Consider the following 20,580-nt stretch of genomic DNA (forward strand, 5'->3'; position numbering starts at 1 on the left):
ATGTCGGCGGCACAGGCGAGAATGGATGCATGGGACGCGGAGACGGATCGGGACGCCTCGTGTCGCCGATCGATGCGGACGACACCGGCACCCGCATCCTCCACGTCGACATGGATGCGTTCTACGCCGCCGTCGCCGTGCTCGACGACCCGTCGCTGGCGGGCAAGCCCATCATCGTCGGCGGCGTCGAGCGCCGCGGCGTCGTCTCGAGTGCGTCCTACGAGGCGCGGCGCTTCGGCGTGCGCTCCGCGATGCCGGTGGCGCGGGCACTGCAGCTGTGCCCGCAGGCGATCGTCGTGCCGACCACCTTCGAGCGATACGCGGAGCTCTCCCGTCGTGTGATGGATGTGTTCCGCTCCATCACACCTTTGGTCGAGCCCCTGTCGATCGACGAGGCGTTCCTCGACGTCGGCGGCGCACGCCGGCTGTGGGGAAGCCCGCGGGAGATCGCGCACCTCATCCGGCGACGGGTGCACGATGAGACCGGGCTGACCTGCAGCGTCGGGGTCGCGGCCACCAAGCACGTGGCCAAGATGGCTTCGACCGTGTCGAAGCCCGACGGTCTCCTCGTCGTCGCCGCGGCCGACACGCTCCGCTTCCTGGGCGCGCGCCCGGTGGGCGCGATGTGGGGCGTCGGGCCCAAGGCGGCCGAGGCTCTGCTGGGGCGCGGCATCCGCACCATCGCGGACGTGTGGGACACCCCGCGCTCCGTGCTCGATCGCGTGCTCGGCCCCGCGATGGGCGAGCGGGTCTGGCACCTGTCGCGCGGCCACGACGCTCGTGAGGTGCAGACCGAACGAGTGGAGAAGAGCATCTCGCACGAGGAGACGTTCTCGCACGATGTCACCGACGTCACCGTTCTCCGCTCCGAGCTGCGCCGACTCGCCGACCGGGTAGGCGCGCGGCTCCGGGGTGGCGGCTGGGAGGCGGGGACGGTCTCGATCAAGGTGCGGCTCACGGACTTCTCGACGTTCAGTCGCTCGCAGACTCTGCCGTTGCCGACCAACGTCGGCCAGCGCATCGGCTCGGCCGCCATCGATCTCCTCGGCAGTGTCGATCTCTCGCAGCCCGTGCGGCTGATCGGCGTCCGCGCCGAGAAGCTCCGCCCCGACGGCTCGGCGGGACTCACGCTCTGGGATGACGACGAGGAGTGGCGCCGCGTCGATGACGCGCTCGATGGGGCTCGCGCGCGCTTCGGGCGTGGTGCGGTGACCCGGGCGAGCGTTCTGGGTCCGCGGCGCGATGTCGGCGCCATGCCCACCAATCCCCGGATGGATCCGGACGGCTGACACCTGTACCCGGTCTGGCGCAGAAGGGTACGGTGGGACCATGCCCAACCTCGCACTCGAACTCGGCAAGCAGACCGCAAGCCTCGGCGTCGCCAGCGTCTACGGAGAACAGCAGGACGTCGACGGCATCCGTCTGATCCCCGTCGCGCTCACCTGGAGCGGCTTCGGCGCCGGTGAGGACTCCGAAGGCAACAACGGTGGCGGTGGCGGCGGTTACGCCATCCCCGTCGGCGCCTACGTGCGCACGGGAGACGACCTGCGGTTCGAGCCCAACCTCGTCTCGCTCGTGGCCGTCGGCATCCCCTTCGTCTGGGTGGTCGGTCGCGCGTTGAGCCGTGTCATCCGGGCTCTCAAGAAGTAGCGCGGAGCGGCTCGACCCGGCCGCAGCGGTCGAGGCGGTCCTCCACGGTCTCCCCGCTGATGCGGTCGTCGTCGTCGACGGCCGCAGCGGTGCGGGGAAGTCGACCTTCGCGCGTGCACTGACGGCGTCGTGGTCGGAGCGGACCGCGGTGGAGCTCGTCGCCCTCGACGACCTGTATCCGGGCTGGGACGGGCTTTCGGCGGGCTCCGGTTACGCTCTTGCTCGCATCCTGCGGCCCCGAGCCCGGGGGCACGTCACCTCGTGGCAGCAGTGGGACTGGGAACGCGACAGGTACGACGCGGTCCGAACGTGCCCACCGGGTCGAGCGCTCGTTCTCGAGGGCTCCGGTTCCCTCACGCCGGCGTCCGCCGCGATCGCGTCCACGAGCGTCTGGTTGGATGCGCCCGACGCGTTGCGTCGCCGCCGAGCCCTCGAGCGCGACGGAGAGACGTACCTGCCCCACTGGGAGCGGTGGGCGGCGCAAGAAGACGAGCACATCCGGAAGCATGACCCGCGCGGAATCGCGACGCGCGTGTTCGACCTGGGGTGATCAGGTGTCCATCGCCCGCAGCAGCAACTCCTGCCGGTAGCCGAGCCACTCGTACACGTCGAAGCGCGGATCGCCGACCGGCATGATGCTCTCGTCGTCGATGCCGATCCGCGCCGCGAGCACCAGACGGAGTCCCGTCAGAGTGCGCAGCCACGCCGTCTGCGACGCGGCGTCGAGCGTCAACTCGGAGGGCGTGCCGGCCGTCGTGTCGGTCAGCGGAGCGAGGGCGTGGATGACACGGTCGGCATCGGCGATACGCGTCGCCGACACGTCGTCGCGCGTCAGTTCGCGGAACTCCGCGGATGCCGCAGCCTCGTCGGGATAGGCGTCGGGGAAGAGGCGGGATGCCGCGGGGTCGAGAGGATCGGCGGGGGCACTGACGAGATCGCGGTACTGCTCGACCAGCTCCATCAGATAGCCGGCCTCGGCGGCGGGTAGATCGATGCGCACCGGTGAGATCACGAATCGGCCCGCCGCACGGTGGCCCACAATCCGTACTCGTGCATGGCGCGCACATGTGCCTCCATGAGCTCGCGCGACCCCTCGGCGACCACGGCGTGCCCCTCGTGATGCACCGCGAGCATGAGGGCGTTCGCGCGCTCGGGGGAGTGGCCGAAGTAGGTGCGGAAGACGTGCACCACATACGACATGAGGTTCACCGGGTCGTTCCAGACCACGGTCTGCCAGGGGGTGTCGGGCGCCGCGCGGAGGTCCGACTCGATGTCGAGGTCGGGGAGAGCCGTGCTCATCATGCCCATCCCAGCTCGTGCAGGCGATCGTCGTCGATGCCGTAGAAATGCGCGATCTCGTGGACGAGGGTGGTGTGCACCTCGTCGCGAAGCGCCTCGACGTCGTCGACGGCGTGCAGGTGCGGCTCGCGGTAGACGATGATCCGGTCGGGCAACTCACCGGACCCGTAGCGGTCTCGTTCGGTCAGCGCGAAGCCGTCGTACAGTCCGAGAAGATCGAGACTGCCGTCCTCGGGGCGGTCCTCGACGACGAAGATCACGTTGTCGAGGCCCTCGACCATGTCGTCGGGGAGGCGATCGAGTTCCGCTGTGACGAGGAGCTCGAACTCCCCAGCATCCATCTCGATCATGTTCACTCCCGGACCGGGGTGTTCCGTGGGGTGGCTAACGGGACTTGAACCCGCGACCCCCGCGACCACAACGCGGTGCTCTACCAACTGAGCTATAGCCACCATGCTTCCCGGGGAAACCGGGCAACCAGACGATTGTATTACACGGACGGGGCGTACGACGACACAGCCGCCTCGGCGGCGGTGCGTGCCTCGTCGCTGCTGGGGCCCGGCGCGGGAACGAAGACGGCCGTCCGGTAGTAGGCGAGCTCGCGGATGGACTCCTTGATGTCGGCGAGGGCGCGATGACCGCCGTCTTTCGCCGGCGCCTGGAAGTACGCCCGCGGGAACCAGCGCCGCGACAGCTCCTTGATGCTCGAGACGTCGACGTTGCGGTAGTGAAGCCAGGAGTCGACCCGCGGCATGTACTTGGCGAGGAACATGCGGTCTGTGCCGATGGTGTTGCCGGCCAGCGCCGCCTTGCCCTCGGGGACGAAGCGCTGGATGTAGGCCAGGACCGCTTCCTCAGCCGCTTCGAGCGGTACTCCGTCGTCGAGTTCGGCCAGGAGGCCGGAGGACTCGTGCATCGCGGTGACGAACTCGCCCATGTTGGCGCGCGCGGCGTCGCTGGGGGCGATCACGAGCTGGAACCCCTCGTCGAGGGGTCGCAGGTCGTAGTCCGTCACGATCACGGCGACCTCGACGAGCTCGTCGACGCTGAGATCCAGCCCCGTCATCTCGCAGTCGATCCATACGAGACGATCGTTCTCGGCTGTTCCCACCATGCCGCCCATCCTAATGACCGACCGCGACATGCAGGCCCGGTAGCCTGGAGGCAACGCTCCGCTCACGTGGAGCGAGCCTCCGTAGCTCAGTGGATAGAGCAGCAGCCTTCTAATCTGTCGGTCGCCGGTTCGAGTCCGGCCGGGGGCACGACCTCGGGCTCGACGCATCGCGCTGACACGGGCTGCGGCCCGGCACTGGCTTCCCGTCCCCGGGCGGCGTAGCCTGCGGGTGTCGGAAGGGGTTCGATGATGAACACGCAGACGCACTCCACCGCCCTCTGGGTCGCTTACGGTCCCGGTGGCGTCGTGGGGATGATCCGCCACAGCGGCGACGAGTACACGGTCACCATGGCCGGCGCCGACGCCGAGCTCGGTTCGTATCCCACGATGGACATCGCCAAGCGGGCGCTTCACGCGCATCTGTCGCCGGGATCGGACTGGCCTACGTTCCGGGAGCACTGAGCGCGACCGGCGTGCCGCCGGGCGGTCGGTGCGTCGTCGACCGATGGCGGTCGAACAGCGGCAGGCTCACGTGGACCACGGGTCCGATGAGCAGTGCGAACAGGACAGTGCCGACGCCGACGGTGCCACCGAGGAGCCAGCCCACGATCAGCACGGTCGCCTCGACGCTCAGTCGACCGACCCAGATCGGCCATCCCCATCGCTGATGGAGCCCCGTCATGAGCCCGTCGCGGGGGCCGGGTCCGAGGCGCGCTCCGATGTAGATGCCCGAGGCGACGCCGACGAGCAACGCGCCGGCCAGGAACATCGCCACGCGGCCGATCCAGTGCTCCGGCGTGCCGAGGAGGGGGAGCGTCGCTTGGAGCGCCGTGCCGACGAGCAGGATGTTCGCGACGGTGCCGATGCCGGGGCGCTGGCGGAGCGGGATCCACAGCATCAGCACGGCGAGCCCGGTGAGGTTCACCACCCAGCCGATGCCGAGTCCGGTATTGCGGCTGACGCCCTCGGCGAAGACGGTCCACGGGTCCAGCCCGATCCCCGCGTCGATCATGACGGCACAGCCCGCGCCGAAGAGGACGAGGCCGACGAGGAGCTGGACGATGCGCGTGATCACGAGACCATCCCACCCGGCAATTGGCCATAGCGGAAGAGGCCAATTCCGATACGGTGGCCGTATGCATTCCCGCATCTCCGCTCGCGCCCTCTTCGTCGCCCTCGGTGGGTGGCGGACGCGCGAGCCGGCCTACGAGGCGCTGGCGGACGGCATCCGCCTGCTGTGTCTCGACAACCGCATCGCGGCACGAACGCTGCTGCCCGCGGAGCGCGTGCTGGCCGACACGCTGCACGTCAGTCGCACCACGGTCGCGAGTGCGTACGCGAGTCTTCGCGACACCGGTCACATCGAGAGCGTGCGGGGCTCGGGCAGCGTCACGACCGCTCAGCCCGCGCCCGGTGGTGGAACCGTACTGGCGGCCCCCGGCTCGATCGACCTGCAGCAGGCGAGCCCGAGCGCGTGGCCCGGACTGGCGGGCGTCATCGCGGAGACGGCGACGGATGCCGCGACCCTCGTGTCGCGGACGGGGTACGACACCCTCGGCTCGACCGAACTGCGTGCGGCCATCGCGGAGCGCTACGCGAGCCGCGGTCTGCCCACGTCCGCCGATCAGATTCTGGTGACGGCGGGTGCGCAGGCGGCCATCCACCTGATCGCCGAGGTGCTCCTGATGCGTGGCGACCGCGTGCTCATCGAGACCCCGACGTACCCCCACGCGGCTGAGGCGCTGCGCGAGGCGGGAGCGCGTCTCGTGACCGTTCCGGTGACGACGGCGGAAGGATGGGACATCGAGCGTCTGCGCGAGGCGGCACGTCGCACCGGGCCGGCGCTCGCCTACCTGATGCCGACCTTTCAGAATCCCACCGGGCGCACCATGAGTCGGGAGGAGGAGGCCGCCGTCTGGGATGCCACGCGGCGGGGCTGCACGCTCGTCGTCGATGACACCACCGCCGATCTGTCGTTCGGAGAACTGCCACCGCTGGCGTTGCTTCACGATGAGGTCATCCGGGTCGGTTCGCTCGGCAAGACCGTGTGGGGCGGCCTGCGGGTCGGGTGGGTGCGAGCGACCCCCGAGGTGGTGCACCGGCTGCACTCGGGCCGTCCCGCTCGTGACCTCGGCACGCCCGAGTTCGAGCAGGCGGTCGCTGCCAAGCTCATGGCCCGGATGCCGGAGATCCTTCCGCAGCGTGCGCAACTGCTTTCGGCCGGCTACCGGTCGCTGCGCGCAGCCCTGCAACGCGCGCTGCCGGAGTGGGACGTGCCCGAGGTCGGCGGAGGCGTCGCCCTGTGGGTGGGGCTCCCGGCCCCGCTGAGTTCGCCCCTGGTGCTCGGGGCTCGGGGCCAGTCGGTGTATCTGAGCGCCGGATCCCGGTTCGCCGTCGACGGCAACCACGAGAACCGGCTGCGCATCCCGTTCACGGCGCCGCCCGCGGCGCTCGAGCACGCGGTCGACGTGCTCGCGGACGTCTGGGATCGGGTGTGCGCCGGATTGCCCACGAACGGCCCGCCGCCGGTCGACGCGCTCGTATGACTCCTGCGGCCACATGGGCGGACGCAGGAGGGAGCCTCAGCGCGACAGACGAAGGGTGTCGGCCGCCTCGGCAGCGCTCCAGAACTCTCCGACCGGGCGGAATGTCCGCGACGCGACGTGGAAGCGCAGCGCCCGGAAGCGCATGCCTGCGGGAGTGGCACCGCTTTCGATGAGACCGCGGACGATGCCGTCTCGGTCGACGACGCGCCAACGGTCTGCGCCGACGGCGATCAATCCCGGAGCGGGCGGCGGTGCGAGTGTGATCATGGGCTCTTCTCCTCCTACCGGAACAGTAGGAGGGGCCTCCGACACTCGGCCGGGAACAGCGGACGGGCCGGGATCGTTGGCTAGGGTGAGACCTCGCGAAAGCGGGAGAACGGAGCTATCCATGACCACGACCTTCATCCTCGCCGGCGGCTGTTTCTGGTGCCTCGACGCCGCGTACCGCGCGCTCAACGGGGTGTCCGAGGTCGTCTCGGGCTACATCGGCGGTGCGGTGCCCGACCCCAGTTACGAGGCGGTGTGCACCGGGACGACGGGCCACGCCGAGGCCGTCTCGGTCACTTTCGACCCCGACGTGATCCCGGCCGACGTGATCCTCGATGCCTACTTCACGATGCACGACCCGCGGCAGCTCAATCGACAGGGCGCCGATGTAGGCACGCAGTACCGCTCGGCGATGTTCCCGACCGACCGTGCCCAGGCCGAGCTGTTCGCAACCGCACGCGACCGAGCCGACGAGCTCTGGGGCGGTGGGGTCGTCACCACCATCGAGCCCGCCGACACGTTCTACCCGGCCGAGGACTACCACCAGGACTTCTTCGCGAAGAACCCGGGCCAGGGCTACTGCCTCGCGGTCGCGGTGCCGAAGGTGAACAAGGTGCGCGCTCGCTTCGCGGAGTACGCCCGCAGCTGATCACTCCCCACCCCGCTCACGACGGCGGTTCTGCACAGAGGTGCGGGACCGCCGTCGTCGCGTGTGCACCCCCGGCGAAGCTGAGAGGGCTCCGGCGCCCGACGGGCACTCGGGCGCCGGAGCATCCGAGCAGCGAGTCCATCCTCGGTGCCCATCGTCGAAGGAGCAGACATGTCCGACCGCATCACCGTCATCGGCAACATCGCCACCGAGCCCGAACAGCGCCGCACCGGAACCGGGGTGCCGGTGACCTCGTTCCGTCTCGCGAGCACGCAGCGCCACCGCGATCAGCAGTCGGGGGAGTGGGTCGACGGCGCGACCAACTGGTACCGCATCAGCGTCTTCCGCACCCTGGGTGAGAACGCGTTCGCCTCGTTGCGCAAGGGGCAGCGAGTGCTGGTCGACGGGCGCCTCCGTCTCCGGGAGTGGGAGGCGAACGGGAAGAAGGGCACCGAGGTCGAGATCGACGCCGATGCGATCGGCCCCGACCTGAAATGGGGCACCGCGGTCTTCCATCGCAAGGCCGCGGGCGAAGCATCGGCCAGCGGGCAGCCGGCCGACGAGCCCGACTGGTCGGTGCCCGGCTCGACCGGGTCGAACGCTCCCGAAGGCGGCGACGGGGCGTGGGTGGCCGCAGGGGCAGCCGGGGAAGCGGGTCCGACTCCCTTCTGACACCGTCGACGGGTCGCGGCCGCTCCCGCCCTAGACTTCTGGTGTGCGTGAGCCCCGGTCCTCTGTCGGTCGACGCGGTTCCGTTCTTCTTGTACTCGTTTTCGGCGCGCTGAGCCTCGGCGCGTGCGCCCCGTCGCCGTCCGAGCCGGCTCCGTCCGCTTCGGAGTCGGCCGATGCGCCGCCGCTGGCGGGGGCCGTGCTCGTTCCGAATGGCACCGCCGCCGACAACCTTCCGCTGTTCACCTCGGTGATGCGCTCGGTGGCGTCGTCGGCGGAGTCCGTCGCGGGCCGCGCATACATCGACGCCCTCGTGGCAGCCGGCTTCGACAAGGGCGCCATGCAGGTGACCGCCGATCGGACATCCGTCGGAGACCCGGTCGACAGTCTGCAGTTCTCGGTGTCGTGGCAGGGCGAGTGCCTGGTGGGGCAGGTGGGGCCGTCGACCCCGGCTCCGACGGCACTCGTCCTCCCCGAGCTGGACAGCGGCGGGTGCCTCGTCGGCGACACGCGCTCGATCGACTGGTGAACGACGTCGCGGCTGAACGGCGCGGCAGGCCGCACTAGACTCGATTCGTTATGGCTGAGTACATCTACTCCATGGTCCGCGCCCGCAAGGCCGTCGGCGAGAAACTGATCCTCGACGACGTCACGATGGCATTCCTCCCCGGTGCCAAGATCGGCATGGTCGGCCCCAACGGTGCCGGAAAGTCGACGATCCTCAAGATCATGGCGGGGCTCGATCAGCCCTCCAACGGCGAGGCGAAGCTGGCGCCGGGGTTCACCGTCGGCATCCTCATGCAGGAGCCCGAGCTCGACGACGACAAGACCGTGCTCGAGAACATCGAGGCGGGTGTGGCGATCAAGCCCAAGCTCGACCGCTTCAACGAGATCTCGGCTCTCATGGCCGATCCCGACGCGGACTTCGACACGCTGCTCGCCGAGATGGGAACGCTGCAGGAGGAGATCGACGCCGCCGACGGTTGGGATCTCGACTCGCAGCTGCACCAGGCCATGGAGGCGCTGCGCACCCCGCCCGCCGACGCCCCGGTGGCGCCCCTCTCGGGCGGTGAGCGACGTCGCGTCGCGCTCGCCCGGCTGCTGCTCCAGAAGCCCGACCTGCTCCTGCTCGACGAGCCCACCAACCACCTGGACGCCGAGAGCGTCCTCTGGCTCGAGCAGCACCTCCAGGCGTACAAGGGTGCTGTGATCGCCATCACCCACGACCGGTACTTCCTCGACAACGTCGCGGAGTGGATCGCAGAGGTCGACCGCGGCCGGCTCATCGGCTACGAGGGCAACTACTCGACCTACCTGGAGAAGAAGGCCGAGCGCCTCGACATCCAGGGCAAGAAGGACGCCAAGCTCGCGAAGCGTCTCAAGGACGAGCTCGAATGGGTGCGGAGCTCCGCGAAAGGGCGCCAGACCAAGTCGAAGGCTCGTCTGGCACGCTACGAGGAGATGGCCTCCGAGGCCGAGCGCACGCGCAAGCTCGACTTCGAGGAGATCCAGATCCCGGCCGGCCCCCGGCTGGGAAGTGTCGTCATCGATGCCAAGAAGCTGCACAAGGGCTTCGGCGACCGCGTCCTGATCGACGGCCTGAGCTTCAACCTGCCGCCCAACGGCATCGTCGGCGTCATCGGTCCCAACGGAGTCGGAAAGACCACACTCTTCAAGACGATCGTCGGCCTCGAGCCCCTCGACGGTGGCGATCTGAAGATCGGCGAGACCGTCAAGATCAGCTATGTCGACCAGTCGCGGGGCAACATCGACCCCGAGAAGACGCTGTGGGAGGTCGTCTCCGACGGCCTGGACATCATCACGGTCGGCAAGATCGAGATCCCCTCGCGCGCCTACGTCTCGAAGTTCGGATTCAAGGGTCCGGACCAGCAGAAGAAGGCCGGCGTGCTCTCGGGCGGTGAGCGCAACCGTCTCAACCTCGCGTTGACGCTCAAGGAGGGCGGCAACCTGCTGCTCCTCGACGAGCCCACCAACGACCTCGATGTCGAGACGCTCAGCTCGCTCGAGAACGCTCTGCTCGAGTTCCCGGGCTGCGCGGTGGTCATCACCCACGACCGGTGGTTCCTCGACCGCATCGCCACGCACATCCTCGCCTACGAGGGCACCGCCGAGAACCCGGCGCAGTGGTACTGGTTCGAGGGCAACTTCGAGGCGTACGAGGCGAACAAGATCGAGCGACTCGGCGCCGATGCGGCCAACCCCGCGAAATCGACCTACCGCAAGCTCACCCGTGACTGACGACGTGGTGGCCTCGGTGGTCACGACCGCCGGGGCCACCCGCGTGCACATCCCCATCCACCTGCGGTGGGGGGATCTCGACGCCCTCGGACACGTCAACAACACCTCGATGCTCAAGCTGCTCGAAGAGGCGCGACTCCGCGCGTTCTGGAAGCCCGAGGTCGGATTGACGGGACCGTCGACGGCGATCCTCGACGCGCTCGATCTCTCCGCTGAGACGATGACCCTCATCGCCCGGCAGGAGATCGAGTACCTGCTGCCCGTGCCCTACGGCCAGCGTCCGCTCGAGGTGCAGATGTGGATCGGCCGCATCGGCGGCTCGAGCATCGACGTCTGCTACGAGGTGTTCAGCCCGCGTGGCGACAGCCCCCAGCGCTGCTACGCCCGCTCGACCGCCGTCGTCGTGATGGTCTCGACCAGCTCCGGGCGCCCGGTGCGGCTGAGCGATGAGATGCGAGCGGCGTGGGCGCCGATCGTCGGCGATCCGATCAGCTACTCCCACCGGCGCTGACCGGCGGGCGGTCCTCGTCTGCGGGCACGCGGACCATGATCTCCTGGGCCACGCTGGCCACGAGTGACCCGTCCCGGTCGTAGATGCGACCCGTCGACAGGCCTCTCCCGCCGCGTGCGCTCGGAGACTCCTGTACGTAGAGCAGCCACTCGTCGACGCGAGCGTAACGGTGCCACCACATCGCGTGGTCGAGGCTGGCCACCTTCAGTCCGGGAGTCGCCCAGGCGAGCCCGTGGGCACGGAGGACGGGCTCCTGGATGGTCAGGTCGCTGAGGAACGCCAGCGCCGCGCGGTGGATCGTCGGATCGTCCGGCAGCCGCGAACGGGTGCGGGCCCAGACCGCCTGCCGTGAGGTCGCCGGGAACGACGGCTCGAGGTAGATGGGCGTCGTGACGTGTCGCAGCTCGATGGGGCTCGCGGCGAAGATCCGGCGGCTTGTGGGGTGCAGACCGCTCAGCTGCTGCTCGAGACCGGGGAGGTCCTCGGGCTGCGGGATACCCACCGGCATGGGCTCGGCGTGCTCGATGCCCGGGTCCTCGTCCTCGAACGACGCGATCATCGAGAAGATCGGCATCCCGTTCTGGAACGCCTGCGTCCGACGCGTCGAGAACGATCGCCCGTCGTGGATCCGATCGACCGAGAAGGTGATGTTGCGCGAGGAATCGCCCGGACGGAGGAAGTACCCGTGCATCGAATGCGGGACGCGCTCGGGGGGAAGCGTGCGGATGGCGGCGACCGTCGCCTGTGCGAGCACCTGCCCGCCGAACACCCGCCCCTGGGGCATCACCTGCGAGGCGCCGGTGAAGATGTCCTCGGTCGTGCGGGCCTCGGAGGACGACAGGTCGAGCACGCGCAGCATCGCAGCGACGGGGTCGGCTCCGCCGGGCAGGGGGTCGGAGACGGGTGCTCCGCTTTCATCGGCCATCGCTCGGTAGTCTAGGACGGATGTCCGCCCGCCTCCTCTTCCCCCGACCCGCGGTCGCGCGCGATGTCCTGACCTTCGCCGGACGCGCGGCTCGGCTCGGAGACGGCGTGGTGCGCCTGCAGGCCCGCAAGGGCGTCCTGGCGATGACGTGCGCGCCGCTCGCGCCGCGTTCGCTCGTGGACGCCACGCCGTTCGTCCTCGGAATGCGGACGGCACCGGTCGATCCGGAACTGGAGTGCGACCTGGCGATCGATGCGGCCGCTCTCGCGCCCGATCTCGATGAGCGAGTGCTCCGCCTTCCCGACAGCGCCGTCACGGCGTCGTGGGCCGGGGTCTCTCCGCCGCGCACCGGCTGGCGGGACGGCGGCGCCCTGGACTCCGCGCGCGTGTCGCTGCGCGCACAGTGGGGCATCGCCGCCGTGGCCCGCCAGCTGCCCACCGGCGCCGGGGACGACGTGGTGCACCTCGTGCGTTCGGCCGTCTGGGGCGAGTCCGACGCCGATCTGGAGGGACTGCCGCGCGGGGTCGCCTTCGCGGCGGTCGGGCTGGGCTTCATCGGCGGGGCGGAGGAGCCGACGCTGCGCCGGACCGACGTGTGGACACGCGTGAGCTTCGCGCGGGGCCACGTGCTCACCCGGGGTCCCGTCGCGATGGGGCTCACCCCCGTGCGTGCGACCGGCAACGCGGGCTGAGGGGTCGGCCGAAGCGTCAGGCGGTGTCGGCCCGGCCCGGACGCAGCGGCAGGGAGGGCGCGTGGGATGTCGGGGCCGGCCCGATGCCCGCGGGCTCGAAGGTGTTCACCATCGCGTGCGCGGCCCGCTCGAGGTAGTCCCACAGCGTCGCTTCGTGCAACGGTGCGAGCTCGAGCTCGTCGACAGCGGTGCGCATGTGCCGGAGCCAGCGGTCCCGCGCGTCGGGGTCGACGTGGAAAGGACGATGTCGCATCCGTAGGCGCGGGTGTCCGCGCTGCTCGCTGTAGGTCGTGGGGCCGCCCCAATACTGCTCGAGGAACATGCGCAGGCGGTCGGCGGCGGGCCCGAGGTCGTCCTCGGGGTACATCGGTCGCAGCACATCGTCGCCGGCGACCTCGCGGTAGAAGACATCGACCAGGCGCACGAAGGTACCGTGCCCGCCGATCTCGTCGTAGAAGCTGCGGGTGTCGGTCACGGCGTTCCCTTCGGGTCATCGGGTGCGGCGTCCGGGGAGCCGTCAGGGGCGCTGCGGTTGCGCTTGGGGCGCCAGTGCGGTCGCAGCTTCGCCGGCGGCGGGGTGACGGGGTGGGGCTTCGTCCTGGGCGGATTGGCGCCGCGGATGCTCTGAGCGCCGTCGTAGCCGCTCAGCACGATCGAGTTCAGCTGGGGCAGCTTGACACCGAGGGCGTCGATCGCGTGCTTCAGCCGCAGTCGCAGCGCCCGCGCGACGTCGTCCTTGGCGTTGGGTCTGGTCTTCATGACCAGCCGGATGACCAGCGCGTCGTCGTTGACCGATTCCAGGCCCCAGATCTCGGGCTTGTCGATGATGCGATTGCGCCACTTCGATTCGCGTGACATCTCTTTTGCGGCATCCAGCATCGTCTGCTCGACGCTGTCGACGTCGGTGTCGGCGGGCACCGCGAGGTCGATGATCACGCGCGACCATCCCTGCGACATGTTGCCGATGCGGGTGATCTCGCCGTTGCGGACGAACCACAGGGTCCCGTTGACGTCGCGCACATGGGTCACGCGGACGCTGACGTACTCCACGATCCCGGTCGCGAGCCCGAGGTCCACCACGTCGCCGATGCCGATCTGGTCTTCCGCGACGATGAACATGCCGTTGAGCACGTCCTTGACGATGTTCTGCGCGCCGAAACCGAGTCCGGCGCCGATCGCGGCCGACAGCAGCGTGAACGACCCGAGGATGCCGGGGTTGAGCACGCCGACGATCATCAGGACGGCGACGATCACGATCGTCACGTTCACGATGTTGGTGAAGATCGACCCGAGCGTGCGGGTCCGCTGGACGATACGCACCTGGGCGAGCGGCGACATGTCGATCGCGCGGGTGTCCTCGGCCTCGGCGCGAGCCTTGGCCCCTCGGACGATGCGGTCGACGATCCGGGCGATCAGGCGCCGCATCAGCCACGAGATGACGAAGGCGCCGAGCACGATCATCAGCACCGACAGCACGTTCCGCCCGGCTTCGGTGAGGAACCGCCAGAATTCATCCGAGGCGAAGGTCCATTCGAACGGGCCGGGGGTGGTATCGAGGGGTGTCATCGATCCGATCCTAACGACGGCCGTGATGACCCCGCCGAGAGCGCCGCGATCAGACGTCCAGGCCCGGCTGAGCGAGCCCGTGGGCGATCAGGACCGCGTGCACGCGGTCCCGGGCCGGGAGCTTGGTCAGGATCCTGCCCACATGCGTCTTGACGGTCGACTCGCTGAGGAAGAGCTCGCCGGCGATCTCGGCGTTCGTGAGCCCGCGTCCCATGGCCTGCAGCACCTCGGCCTCGCGCGCGGTGAGGGTGGTGGGGGTCACCGGATGCGGCTCAGGCAGGCCCGATGCGGTGACGAGCTCGATCATGCGACGTGTGATGCGGGGCGACAGCGTCGCCTCGCCGGCGGCGACCGCGCGAACCGCGGCGACCAGCTCGTCACCGCGGGCATCCTTGAGCAGAAAGCCACCGGCGCCGGCACGCAGGGCGCCGAACGCATACTCGTCGAGGTCGAAGGTCGTCAGCACGAGCACGGCGACCGCGGGATGGTCCCGCCGGATGCGCGCCGTCGCCTCGAGCCCGTCGACGCCGGGCATCCGCACATCCATCAGCACGACATCCGGCTCCAGCGAACGGACCGCGTCCAGGGCGGCCGCACCGTCGGCTGCCTCGCCGACGACCTCGATGTCGTCCGTCGCGTCGAGCACCATCCGGAACCCGAGTCGGATGAGGGTCTGATCGTCCACGATGATCACGCGGATGCGCGGAAGGGGCTCAGCTGTCATGGGGTTCCTCGTCGAGGGGCATGCGGGCGCTCACGAGCCAGCCGCGGGATGCGCGGGGCCCGGCCGTGACCGATCCTCCGGCCAGTTCGACGCGTTCGCGGAGACCGCGAAGACCGTACCCGCTCGCCGAGGCCGGGGGCTGGGTCACCGGCTCGCCGTCGTCGGCGACGCGGATCTCGACGGCATCGGCGCGGTAGTCCACGCTGACGTCGATCCGTTCGGCACCGCGGGCGTGGCGCATGGCGTTGGTCACGCTCTCCTGCACGATGCGCGAGATGGCCAGCTGGGTCGCGCTGCTGAGCGGGGGACGGTCGCCTGCGACGGTCAGTGTCGCGTCGAAGCCGGCGGCCCGCGCCGAGGCGACGGTCTCAGCCGTGGTGTCGCGGGCCAGCGGCGCCAGGGGGGCGGCATCGGCCTCGCGGAGCACGCCGAGCGTCGCGCGCATGTCGCGGAGCGCTTCGCGGCCGGTGGCGGCGATCGCCGCGGCGCCCGGTCGCGCCCGGTCGATGTCGGTGGACGCGGCGACCCCCTCGGCGAGAGCGACCATCACGGTGAGCGAGTGGGCGACGATGTCGTGCAGCTCGCGCGCGATGCGGTCGCGCTCAGCCGCGCCCGCGAGTTGGGCCTGCTGGTCGCGCTCGACGACCAGCTGTCGCGAGCGGTCGATGAGGGCGGCGACGTAGCGCTTCCGGTTGCCCACATTGGTGCCGATGAGCGCGCCGATCGTGGTCGTGATCGTCTCGCCCACGATGGCGTTCCACGCGATCATCGGGCTGATGGCGCCCGTGAATCCGAGGGTCGCGGCCGTGCCGCCGAGGATCGCGAGCGCGACCCCGGAGGCGATCAGACAGAGCCGCGTATTGCCGTAGACGGCGAGCGAGTACGCGGCGACGCACAGCAGCGGACCACCCACGGCGACGGGTGCCAGCAGGTAGGTGTGCGCGACGAGCACGGCCAGCACGAACACGGTGCGGGGAAAGCGGCGGCGCAGCAGCAGTGACGCGCAACCCAGCACGATGAGGGCGACGACGACGGGACCCGTCGCGGGCCACAGTGCCGCGAGTCCGGCGGCCTGGTCTTCGCGTCCGCGGAAGGTCGTGGCGGGGACGAGCGAGAGCAGCAGGCAGACACCCGCGATGAGGATGTCGGCGACGAGGGGATGACGCGCCCAGAAACGCCGGAACAGGCCCGGGGCGCGAGGGAGCCGCAGCTCGTCATCGGCTGACGATGAGCTGCGGCTTCCGGGGGACACTCCTGGAACCCTACGCGTCTCGGGTGCGCAGCACCGCCCAGCCGCCCAGGAGCGTGGCGACGGGCCAGGCGATGAGCGTGATCAGGGAAGGCCAGAAGTCCTCGGCGCCGGGGGAGGTGATGACCTGCGCCGCGGCGGCGGGCAGGTACGCGCCGAGGTCGACGATCCACGCCCAGGCCTCGCCGCCGAGGGCGAACAGGGTCAACACGATCGGCAGGACGAACATGATCCCCACCGTCGCGGCGATCGCGCCGGCGCCGTTGCGGATGATGAAGCCCCATCCGAGCCCGAGGAGGGCGAAGGTGGCCATGGCGAGCACGCCGAGAGCGAGAGGCACGATCGACCGCTCGGGATCGGACCAGTCGATCCCGCGGTCGCCGAAGATCGGCGCGGAGGCCAGGACGGCGATGGTCGAGGTCACGACGGTGGTGATCGCCAGGACCAGAGCCACCACGATCCCCTTGGCTGCGAGCACGACGCCGCGGCGCGGCTCGGCGGTCAGGGTCGAACGGATCATCCCGGTGGAGTACTCGCCGGTGATGGCCATCGCTCCGAGGATGCCGGCGACGAGCATCGTGAACTGCATCGGCGCGACGATCGCGACCACCGGGTTGAAGCCGCCGCCGAAGTCGGTCGAGGCCCAGGCCATCATGAGCGAGATGCCGACCGCGAGCGCGGCGGTCACGCCCAGCGACCACCAGGTGGAACGCAGGGTGAGCAGCTTGATCGTCTCGCTGCGGACGACACGGCCGAACGAGAGTCGGGCGTCGGTGGGTGCGACGCGGGTCGGTGCCGAGGTGGTGGCGGTGGTCGCGCTCATCGCACGGCTCCCTTCGTCTGGTACTCCACAGCGCCCTCCGTCAGGGCGAGGTAGGCGTCTTCGAGCGAGCCGGCCCGTGGGGTGAGCTCGTGCAGCGCGATGCCGTTCGCAGCCGCGAGGTCCCCGATCGCCGGCGCAGCGAGGCCGGTGATCTGGAGGAGCCCGGGCTCACCGCTGGTCACCGACACGTCGGGGCCGGCGACGAGGCGGGCGAGGTCGTCGGCGCGCGGGCTGCGCACGACCACGGTGTTGCTCGTCCACGCGCGCACGAGCTCGTCGATGCTCGCATCCGCGAGCACGCGGCCACGGCCGAGCACGATCACGTGGTCGGCGGTGAGGGCCATCTCGCTCATCAGGTGGCTCGACAACAGCACCGTGCGGCCCTGCGCCGCCTGACCGCGGACGAACTGGCGGACCCAACGGACCCCTTCGGGGTCGAGACCGTTCACCGGCTCGTCGAGGATCAGCGTCTGCGGGTCGCCGAGGAGCGCCGCGGCGATGCCCAGTCGCTGACCCATCCCGAGCGAGAACTTGCCCGCCCGCTTGCCGGCGACTGATCCCAGTCCGGTGATCTCGATCACCTCGTCGACGCGGGAGCGCGGGATGCCGTGCGTCGCGGCCATCGCGCGCAGGTGGTTGCGTGCGCTGCGTCCGGTGTGCACCGCCTTGGCATCGAGCAGGATGCCGACTTCGGTCAGGGGTGAACGCAGGGAGCGGTAGTCCTGACCGTCGATCGTGACGCTTCCCGCCGACGGGCGGTCGAGGCCCACGATCATGCGCATCGTGGTGGACTTGCCCGCGCCGTTCGGACCGAGGAACCCGGTCACCTTTCCGGACTGGACGGTGAAGCTCACGCCGTCCACGGCCGTCTTGTCTCCATACCTCTTGGTGAGGCCATCTGCAACGATCATGCGCATCACGCTATCGATGCGGGTTCCGCCGGCGCGTCGGCCGGCGGGACCGGAAACGCGTGACGGGGATCGTACCGTGGTACGACCCCCGTCACGCGTTCGGAATGACTCAGTCCTGCGCGTCGCGCTCCTGCACCGACAGAGCCCGCTCCACGCCGGCGAGGTTCTCGGCGACGAGTCGACGGAGGGCCGCGGGGGCGTCGGCATGCTGTGCGAGCCAGGCGCGCGTGGCATCGCGCAGCCGGACGTCGGCGAGGGCTGCGGGGTAGAGCCCCACGATGAGGTACTGCGCGATCTGATAGCTGCGCGATTCCCAGATGGGAAGCAGCATCCCGAAGTACTCGTCGATGTAGGGCGTCAGCAGCGACACGCCGGCCGGGTGGGTGAACCCGATCGCGGCGGAGCGGACGACCGTGTTGGGCAGATCGGCCTGTTCCACCAGCGACGTCCACGCCGCCCGCTTCGCCTCGGCCGTCGGCAGTGCGGCCCGCGCCTGGGCTGCGAGCTCGCCGCCCTTCGCGGTGTTGTCGGCGGCCAGGGCGGCATCGATGTCGGATGCCTCGACCTCACCGGACGCGGCGAGGGACACCAGCAGGGCCCACGACAGGTCGGCATCGATCTCGAGGCCCGAGAGCTCCGTCTCACCGGATCGCAGCGCACGCACGACCGCCGCGTGCTCGGGTGTGGATGCCGCCGATGCGAAGGCCGTCACGAACTGCAGCTGGCTGTCGCTCCCCGCCTCGGCCTCGCGCGCGAGGGCCCACAGTCCGTCGGCGACGCGCTCGCGGGCGGCATCCCGGGTCTCCGGCGCGACGTACGCGTTGGCCGCCAGCTGGAGCTGCGCCAGCGTTGTGCGCACCGTGGTCGACTCCGTCTCGGTGCCGATGTTGCGCAGCACGAGATCGATGTAGTCGGTGGCGGAAGCTTCGGCGTCGCGCGTCTGATCCCACGCCGCGCCCCACACCAGCGAGCGCGCCAGCGGGTCGCTGATGCCCGCCAGGTGCTCGATGGCCGTCCGCAGCGAACGGTCGTCGAGACGGATCTTGGCATAGGCCAGGTCTGCGTCGTTCAGGAGGACGAGATCCGGCTGGTGGCGCCCCTTCAGCTCGGGCACCTCGGTGAGGTCGCCGTCGACGTCGAGCTCGACATGGTGCGTCCGCACGAGTGCGCCGTCCTGCAACGAGTAGAAGCCGACGCCGAGTCGGTGCGGTCGGATGGTCGGGTAGTCCGCCGGAGCGGTCTGCACGATCGCGAATCGCGTGATCACGCCGTCGGAGTCGGTCGAGATCTCAGGCTCGAGCGTGTTCACGCCGGCCGTCTCGAGCCACTTCTTCGACCAGGTCGCCAGCTCGCGGCCGCTGGTGGCCTCGAGCTCGGTGAGGAGGTCGGACAGTTCCGTGTTCCCCCAGGCGTGCTTGCGGAAGTAGGCCGAGACGCCCGCGAAGAACGCCTCGACGCCCACCCACGCGGCGAGCTGCTTGAGGACGGACCCGCCCTTGGCGTAGGTGATGCCGTCGAAGTTGACCTGCACGTCTTCGAGGTCGGTGATCTCGGCGACGACCGGGTGGGTCGAGGGGAGCTGGTCCTGACGGTAGGCCCAGGTCTTCTCCATCGCGTTGAAAGTCGTCCAGGCTTCGGTCCACTCGGTGGCCTCGGCGGTCGCGATGGTCGATGCCCACTCGGCGAACGACTCGTTCAGCCAGAGATCGTTCCACCACTTCATCGTCACGAGATCGCCGAACCACATGTGCGCCAGCTCGTGGAGGATCGTGACGACGCGGCGTTCCTTCACCGCGTCGGTGACCTTGGAGCGGAACACGTAGGTCTCGGTGAACGTCACCGCGCCGGCGTTCTCCATCGCACCGGCGTTGAACTCGGGGACGAAGAGCTGGTCGTACTTCGCGAAGGGGTAGGGGACCCCGAACTTCTCCTCGAAGTATGCGAAGCCCTGGCGCGTCTTCTCGAACACGTAGTCGGCGTCGAGGTGATGCCACAGGCTCTTGCGGGCGTATACGCCGAGGGGGATGACGCGTCCGTCCGCGCTCGTGAGCTCGGAGAAGACCTGCTCGTACGGGCCCGCGACGAGCGCGGTGATGTAGGACGAGATGCGCGGGGTGGGCTCGAACGCCCAGGTCGCGGTGCCCTCGTCGCCGGCGACCGGCTCGGGGGTCGGGGAGTTCGACACGACCTTCCACTGCGCCGGCGCGGTGACCGTGAAGCGGAACTCCGCCTTGAGGTCGGGCTGCTCGAACACCGCGAAGACGCGGCGCGAATCGGGCACTTCGAACTGCGAATACAGGTAGACCTCGCCGTCGACCGGGTCGACGAACCGGTGCAGGCCCTCGCCGGTGTTCGTGTACAGGCAGTCGGCGTCGACGATGAGCTCGTTCTGCGCGGCGAGACCGTCCAGAGCGATGCGCGAGTCGGCGAATGCCGCGAGGTCGATTGCACGACCGTTCAGGGTGATCTCGCGCACCTCGCGGGCGATCAGGTCGACGAACGTCGACGCGCCCTCGGCGGCGGTGAAGCGGATGACCGTTCGGGAGCGGAACGCCTCCGCGCCGACGGTGAGGTCCAGGGCGATGTCGTAGGACTGCGTATCGACGATCGCGCGGCGCTGCTGCGCCTCGATGCGGGTGAGGTTCTCTCCAGGCACGTGCGTTCTGCTCCCAGGGTCGGGGTGGGGATTCGAGGCCGCGCGCTGCTGGCGCCGACGGCAACCGTGC

The 20,580-nt window shown here is 69.8% G+C and carries 25 protein-coding genes and 2 tRNA genes; 12 read left to right on the forward strand and 15 right to left on the reverse strand.

Going from position 1 to position 20,580, the window contains the following annotated elements:
• The first annotated feature begins 29 nt into the window (after positions 1-29).
• The 3 genes from dinB to HW566_RS00450 are packed head-to-tail and all read left to right on the forward strand — an operon-like array spanning position 30 to position 2,200.
• A complete protein-coding gene (gene dinB, locus HW566_RS00440; protein WP_178009447.1) occupies positions 30-1,289 on the forward strand; it encodes a DNA polymerase IV in 1,260 nt (419 codons plus the stop codon).
• A 40-nt stretch (positions 1,290-1,329) separates the two neighbouring features.
• Positions 1,330-1,650 carry a hypothetical protein gene (locus tag HW566_RS00445; RefSeq protein WP_178009449.1) on the forward strand — a complete coding sequence of 107 codons (321 nt, stop codon included), beginning with the start codon at positions 1,330-1,332 and terminating at the stop codon, positions 1,648-1,650.
• On the forward strand, positions 1,625-2,200 hold the full coding sequence (locus tag HW566_RS00450; protein WP_178009451.1) for a hypothetical protein: 576 nt from the start codon (positions 1,625-1,627) through the stop codon (positions 2,198-2,200). The genes HW566_RS00445 and HW566_RS00450 overlap by 26 nt, the downstream gene beginning before the upstream one ends.
• Here the strand turns inward: HW566_RS00450 and HW566_RS00455 are convergent, their stop codons facing one another.
• The 5 genes from HW566_RS00455 to orn all read right to left on the reverse strand — a co-directional run bounded on the left by HW566_RS00455 (position 2,201) and on the right by orn (position 4,063).
• On the reverse strand, positions 2,201-2,662 hold the full coding sequence (locus HW566_RS00455) for a DUF2017 family protein (RefSeq protein WP_256728791.1): 462 nt from the start codon (positions 2,660-2,662) through the stop codon (positions 2,201-2,203).
• Positions 2,659-2,958, reverse strand: coding sequence for an ATP-dependent Clp protease adapter ClpS (gene clpS / locus HW566_RS00460; RefSeq protein WP_178009453.1), 300 nt, complete (start codon positions 2,956-2,958; stop codon positions 2,659-2,661). Before clpS ends, HW566_RS00455 begins: the two co-directional genes overlap by 4 nt.
• Positions 2,949-3,299, reverse strand: a complete 351-nt coding sequence (locus tag HW566_RS00465) for a metallopeptidase family protein (RefSeq protein ID WP_218621638.1) — start codon at positions 3,297-3,299, stop codon at positions 2,949-2,951. Before HW566_RS00465 ends, clpS begins: the two co-directional genes overlap by 10 nt.
• Before the next feature lie 26 nt (positions 3,300-3,325).
• A tRNA-His gene (locus HW566_RS00470) sits at positions 3,326-3,401 on the reverse strand.
• Between the two features lie 38 nt (positions 3,402-3,439).
• Complete coding sequence (gene orn, locus HW566_RS00475; RefSeq protein ID WP_178009457.1) at positions 3,440-4,063, reverse strand: oligoribonuclease; 624 nt, start codon at positions 4,061-4,063, stop codon at positions 3,440-3,442.
• Between the two features lie 75 nt (positions 4,064-4,138).
• On the opposite strand from orn, the gene HW566_RS00480 reads away from it, so the two are divergent.
• Positions 4,139-4,211, forward strand: a tRNA-Arg gene (locus HW566_RS00480).
• 101 nt (positions 4,212-4,312) lie between these two features.
• A complete protein-coding gene (locus tag HW566_RS00485; protein ID WP_178009459.1) occupies positions 4,313-4,525 on the forward strand; it encodes a methyltransferase in 213 nt (70 codons plus the stop codon).
• On the opposite strand, the gene yczE is transcribed toward HW566_RS00485, so the two are convergent.
• On the reverse strand, positions 4,506-5,138 hold the full coding sequence (gene yczE, locus HW566_RS00490) for a membrane protein YczE (protein WP_178009461.1): 633 nt from the start codon (positions 5,136-5,138) through the stop codon (positions 4,506-4,508). The two genes, HW566_RS00485 and yczE, sit on opposite strands and share 20 nt — an antisense overlap.
• Before the next feature lie 61 nt (positions 5,139-5,199).
• Here yczE and yczR point away from each other — a divergent pair, with 61 nt between their 5' ends.
• Positions 5,200-6,609: a MocR-like transcription factor YczR gene (gene yczR, locus HW566_RS00495; protein ID WP_178009463.1), complete on the forward strand. Its 1,410-nt coding sequence runs from the start codon at positions 5,200-5,202 to the stop codon at positions 6,607-6,609.
• Positions 6,610-6,645: 36 nt separating this feature from the next.
• Here the strand turns inward: yczR and HW566_RS00500 are convergent, their stop codons facing one another.
• Positions 6,646-6,876: a hypothetical protein gene (locus tag HW566_RS00500; RefSeq protein WP_178009465.1), complete on the reverse strand. Its 231-nt coding sequence runs from the start codon at positions 6,874-6,876 to the stop codon at positions 6,646-6,648.
• Between the two features lie 121 nt (positions 6,877-6,997).
• On the opposite strand from HW566_RS00500, the gene msrA reads away from it, so the two are divergent.
• The 5 genes from msrA (at position 6,998) to HW566_RS00525 (ending at position 10,964) form a co-directional block, all read left to right on the forward strand.
• Positions 6,998-7,525: a peptide-methionine (S)-S-oxide reductase MsrA gene (gene msrA / locus HW566_RS00505; RefSeq protein ID WP_178009466.1), complete on the forward strand. Its 528-nt coding sequence runs from the start codon at positions 6,998-7,000 to the stop codon at positions 7,523-7,525.
• 171 nt (positions 7,526-7,696) lie between these two features.
• Positions 7,697-8,197 (forward strand): single-stranded DNA-binding protein, encoded by a 501-nt coding sequence (ssb, locus tag HW566_RS00510; protein WP_178009468.1) that lies wholly within the window; start codon positions 7,697-7,699, stop codon positions 8,195-8,197.
• Between the two features lie 196 nt (positions 8,198-8,393).
• A complete protein-coding gene (locus tag HW566_RS00515) occupies positions 8,394-8,723 on the forward strand; it encodes a DUF6993 domain-containing protein (RefSeq protein ID WP_256728793.1) in 330 nt (109 codons plus the stop codon).
• 50 nt (positions 8,724-8,773) lie between these two features.
• Entirely contained in the window at positions 8,774-10,453 is a 1,680-nt protein-coding gene (gene ettA / locus HW566_RS00520; protein ID WP_178009470.1) for an energy-dependent translational throttle protein EttA, read from the forward strand.
• Complete coding sequence (locus HW566_RS00525; protein WP_256728794.1) at positions 10,446-10,964, forward strand: acyl-CoA thioesterase; 519 nt, start codon at positions 10,446-10,448, stop codon at positions 10,962-10,964. Before ettA ends, HW566_RS00525 begins: the two co-directional genes overlap by 8 nt.
• On the opposite strand, the gene HW566_RS00530 is transcribed toward HW566_RS00525, so the two are convergent.
• Positions 10,942-11,889, reverse strand: coding sequence for an acyl-CoA thioesterase (locus tag HW566_RS00530; RefSeq protein ID WP_178009474.1), 948 nt, complete (start codon positions 11,887-11,889; stop codon positions 10,942-10,944). The genes HW566_RS00525 and HW566_RS00530 overlap by 23 nt on opposite strands.
• 20 nt (positions 11,890-11,909) lie before the next feature.
• Here HW566_RS00530 and HW566_RS00535 point away from each other — a divergent pair, with 20 nt between their 5' ends.
• Positions 11,910-12,581, forward strand: a complete 672-nt coding sequence (locus HW566_RS00535; RefSeq protein WP_178009476.1) for a hypothetical protein — start codon at positions 11,910-11,912, stop codon at positions 12,579-12,581.
• Positions 12,582-12,597: 16 nt separating this feature from the next.
• On the opposite strand, the gene HW566_RS00540 is transcribed toward HW566_RS00535, so the two are convergent.
• From HW566_RS00540 to pepN, 7 genes are all read right to left on the reverse strand, one after another.
• Complete coding sequence (locus tag HW566_RS00540; protein WP_178009478.1) at positions 12,598-13,056, reverse strand: globin; 459 nt, start codon at positions 13,054-13,056, stop codon at positions 12,598-12,600.
• Positions 13,053-14,147, reverse strand: coding sequence for a mechanosensitive ion channel family protein (locus HW566_RS00545; protein WP_178009480.1), 1,095 nt, complete (start codon positions 14,145-14,147; stop codon positions 13,053-13,055). The genes HW566_RS00540 and HW566_RS00545 overlap by 4 nt, the downstream gene beginning before the upstream one ends.
• A 49-nt stretch (positions 14,148-14,196) precedes the next feature.
• Entirely contained in the window at positions 14,197-14,871 is a 675-nt protein-coding gene (locus HW566_RS00550; protein WP_178009482.1) for a response regulator transcription factor, read from the reverse strand.
• Positions 14,861-16,123: a sensor histidine kinase gene (locus HW566_RS00555; protein ID WP_256728795.1), complete on the reverse strand. Its 1,263-nt coding sequence runs from the start codon at positions 16,121-16,123 to the stop codon at positions 14,861-14,863. The genes HW566_RS00550 and HW566_RS00555 overlap by 11 nt, the downstream gene beginning before the upstream one ends.
• Positions 16,124-16,133: 10 nt before the next feature.
• Positions 16,134-16,943, reverse strand: a complete 810-nt coding sequence (locus HW566_RS00560; RefSeq protein ID WP_178009484.1) for an ABC transporter permease — start codon at positions 16,941-16,943, stop codon at positions 16,134-16,136.
• Positions 16,940-17,854, reverse strand: coding sequence for an ABC transporter ATP-binding protein (locus HW566_RS00565; RefSeq protein ID WP_178009486.1), 915 nt, complete (start codon positions 17,852-17,854; stop codon positions 16,940-16,942). The genes HW566_RS00560 and HW566_RS00565 overlap by 4 nt, the downstream gene beginning before the upstream one ends.
• A 109-nt stretch (positions 17,855-17,963) precedes the next feature.
• The gene (pepN, locus tag HW566_RS00570; protein WP_178009488.1) at positions 17,964-20,510 is read right to left on the reverse strand and encodes an aminopeptidase N; all 2,547 of its coding nucleotides are present in this window, start codon (positions 20,508-20,510) and stop codon (positions 17,964-17,966) included.
• Between the last annotated feature and the right edge of the window lie 70 nt (positions 20,511-20,580).

Source organism: Microbacterium oleivorans, assembly GCF_013389665.1.
GTDB lineage: Bacteria > Actinomycetota > Actinomycetes > Actinomycetales > Microbacteriaceae > Microbacterium > Microbacterium oleivorans_C.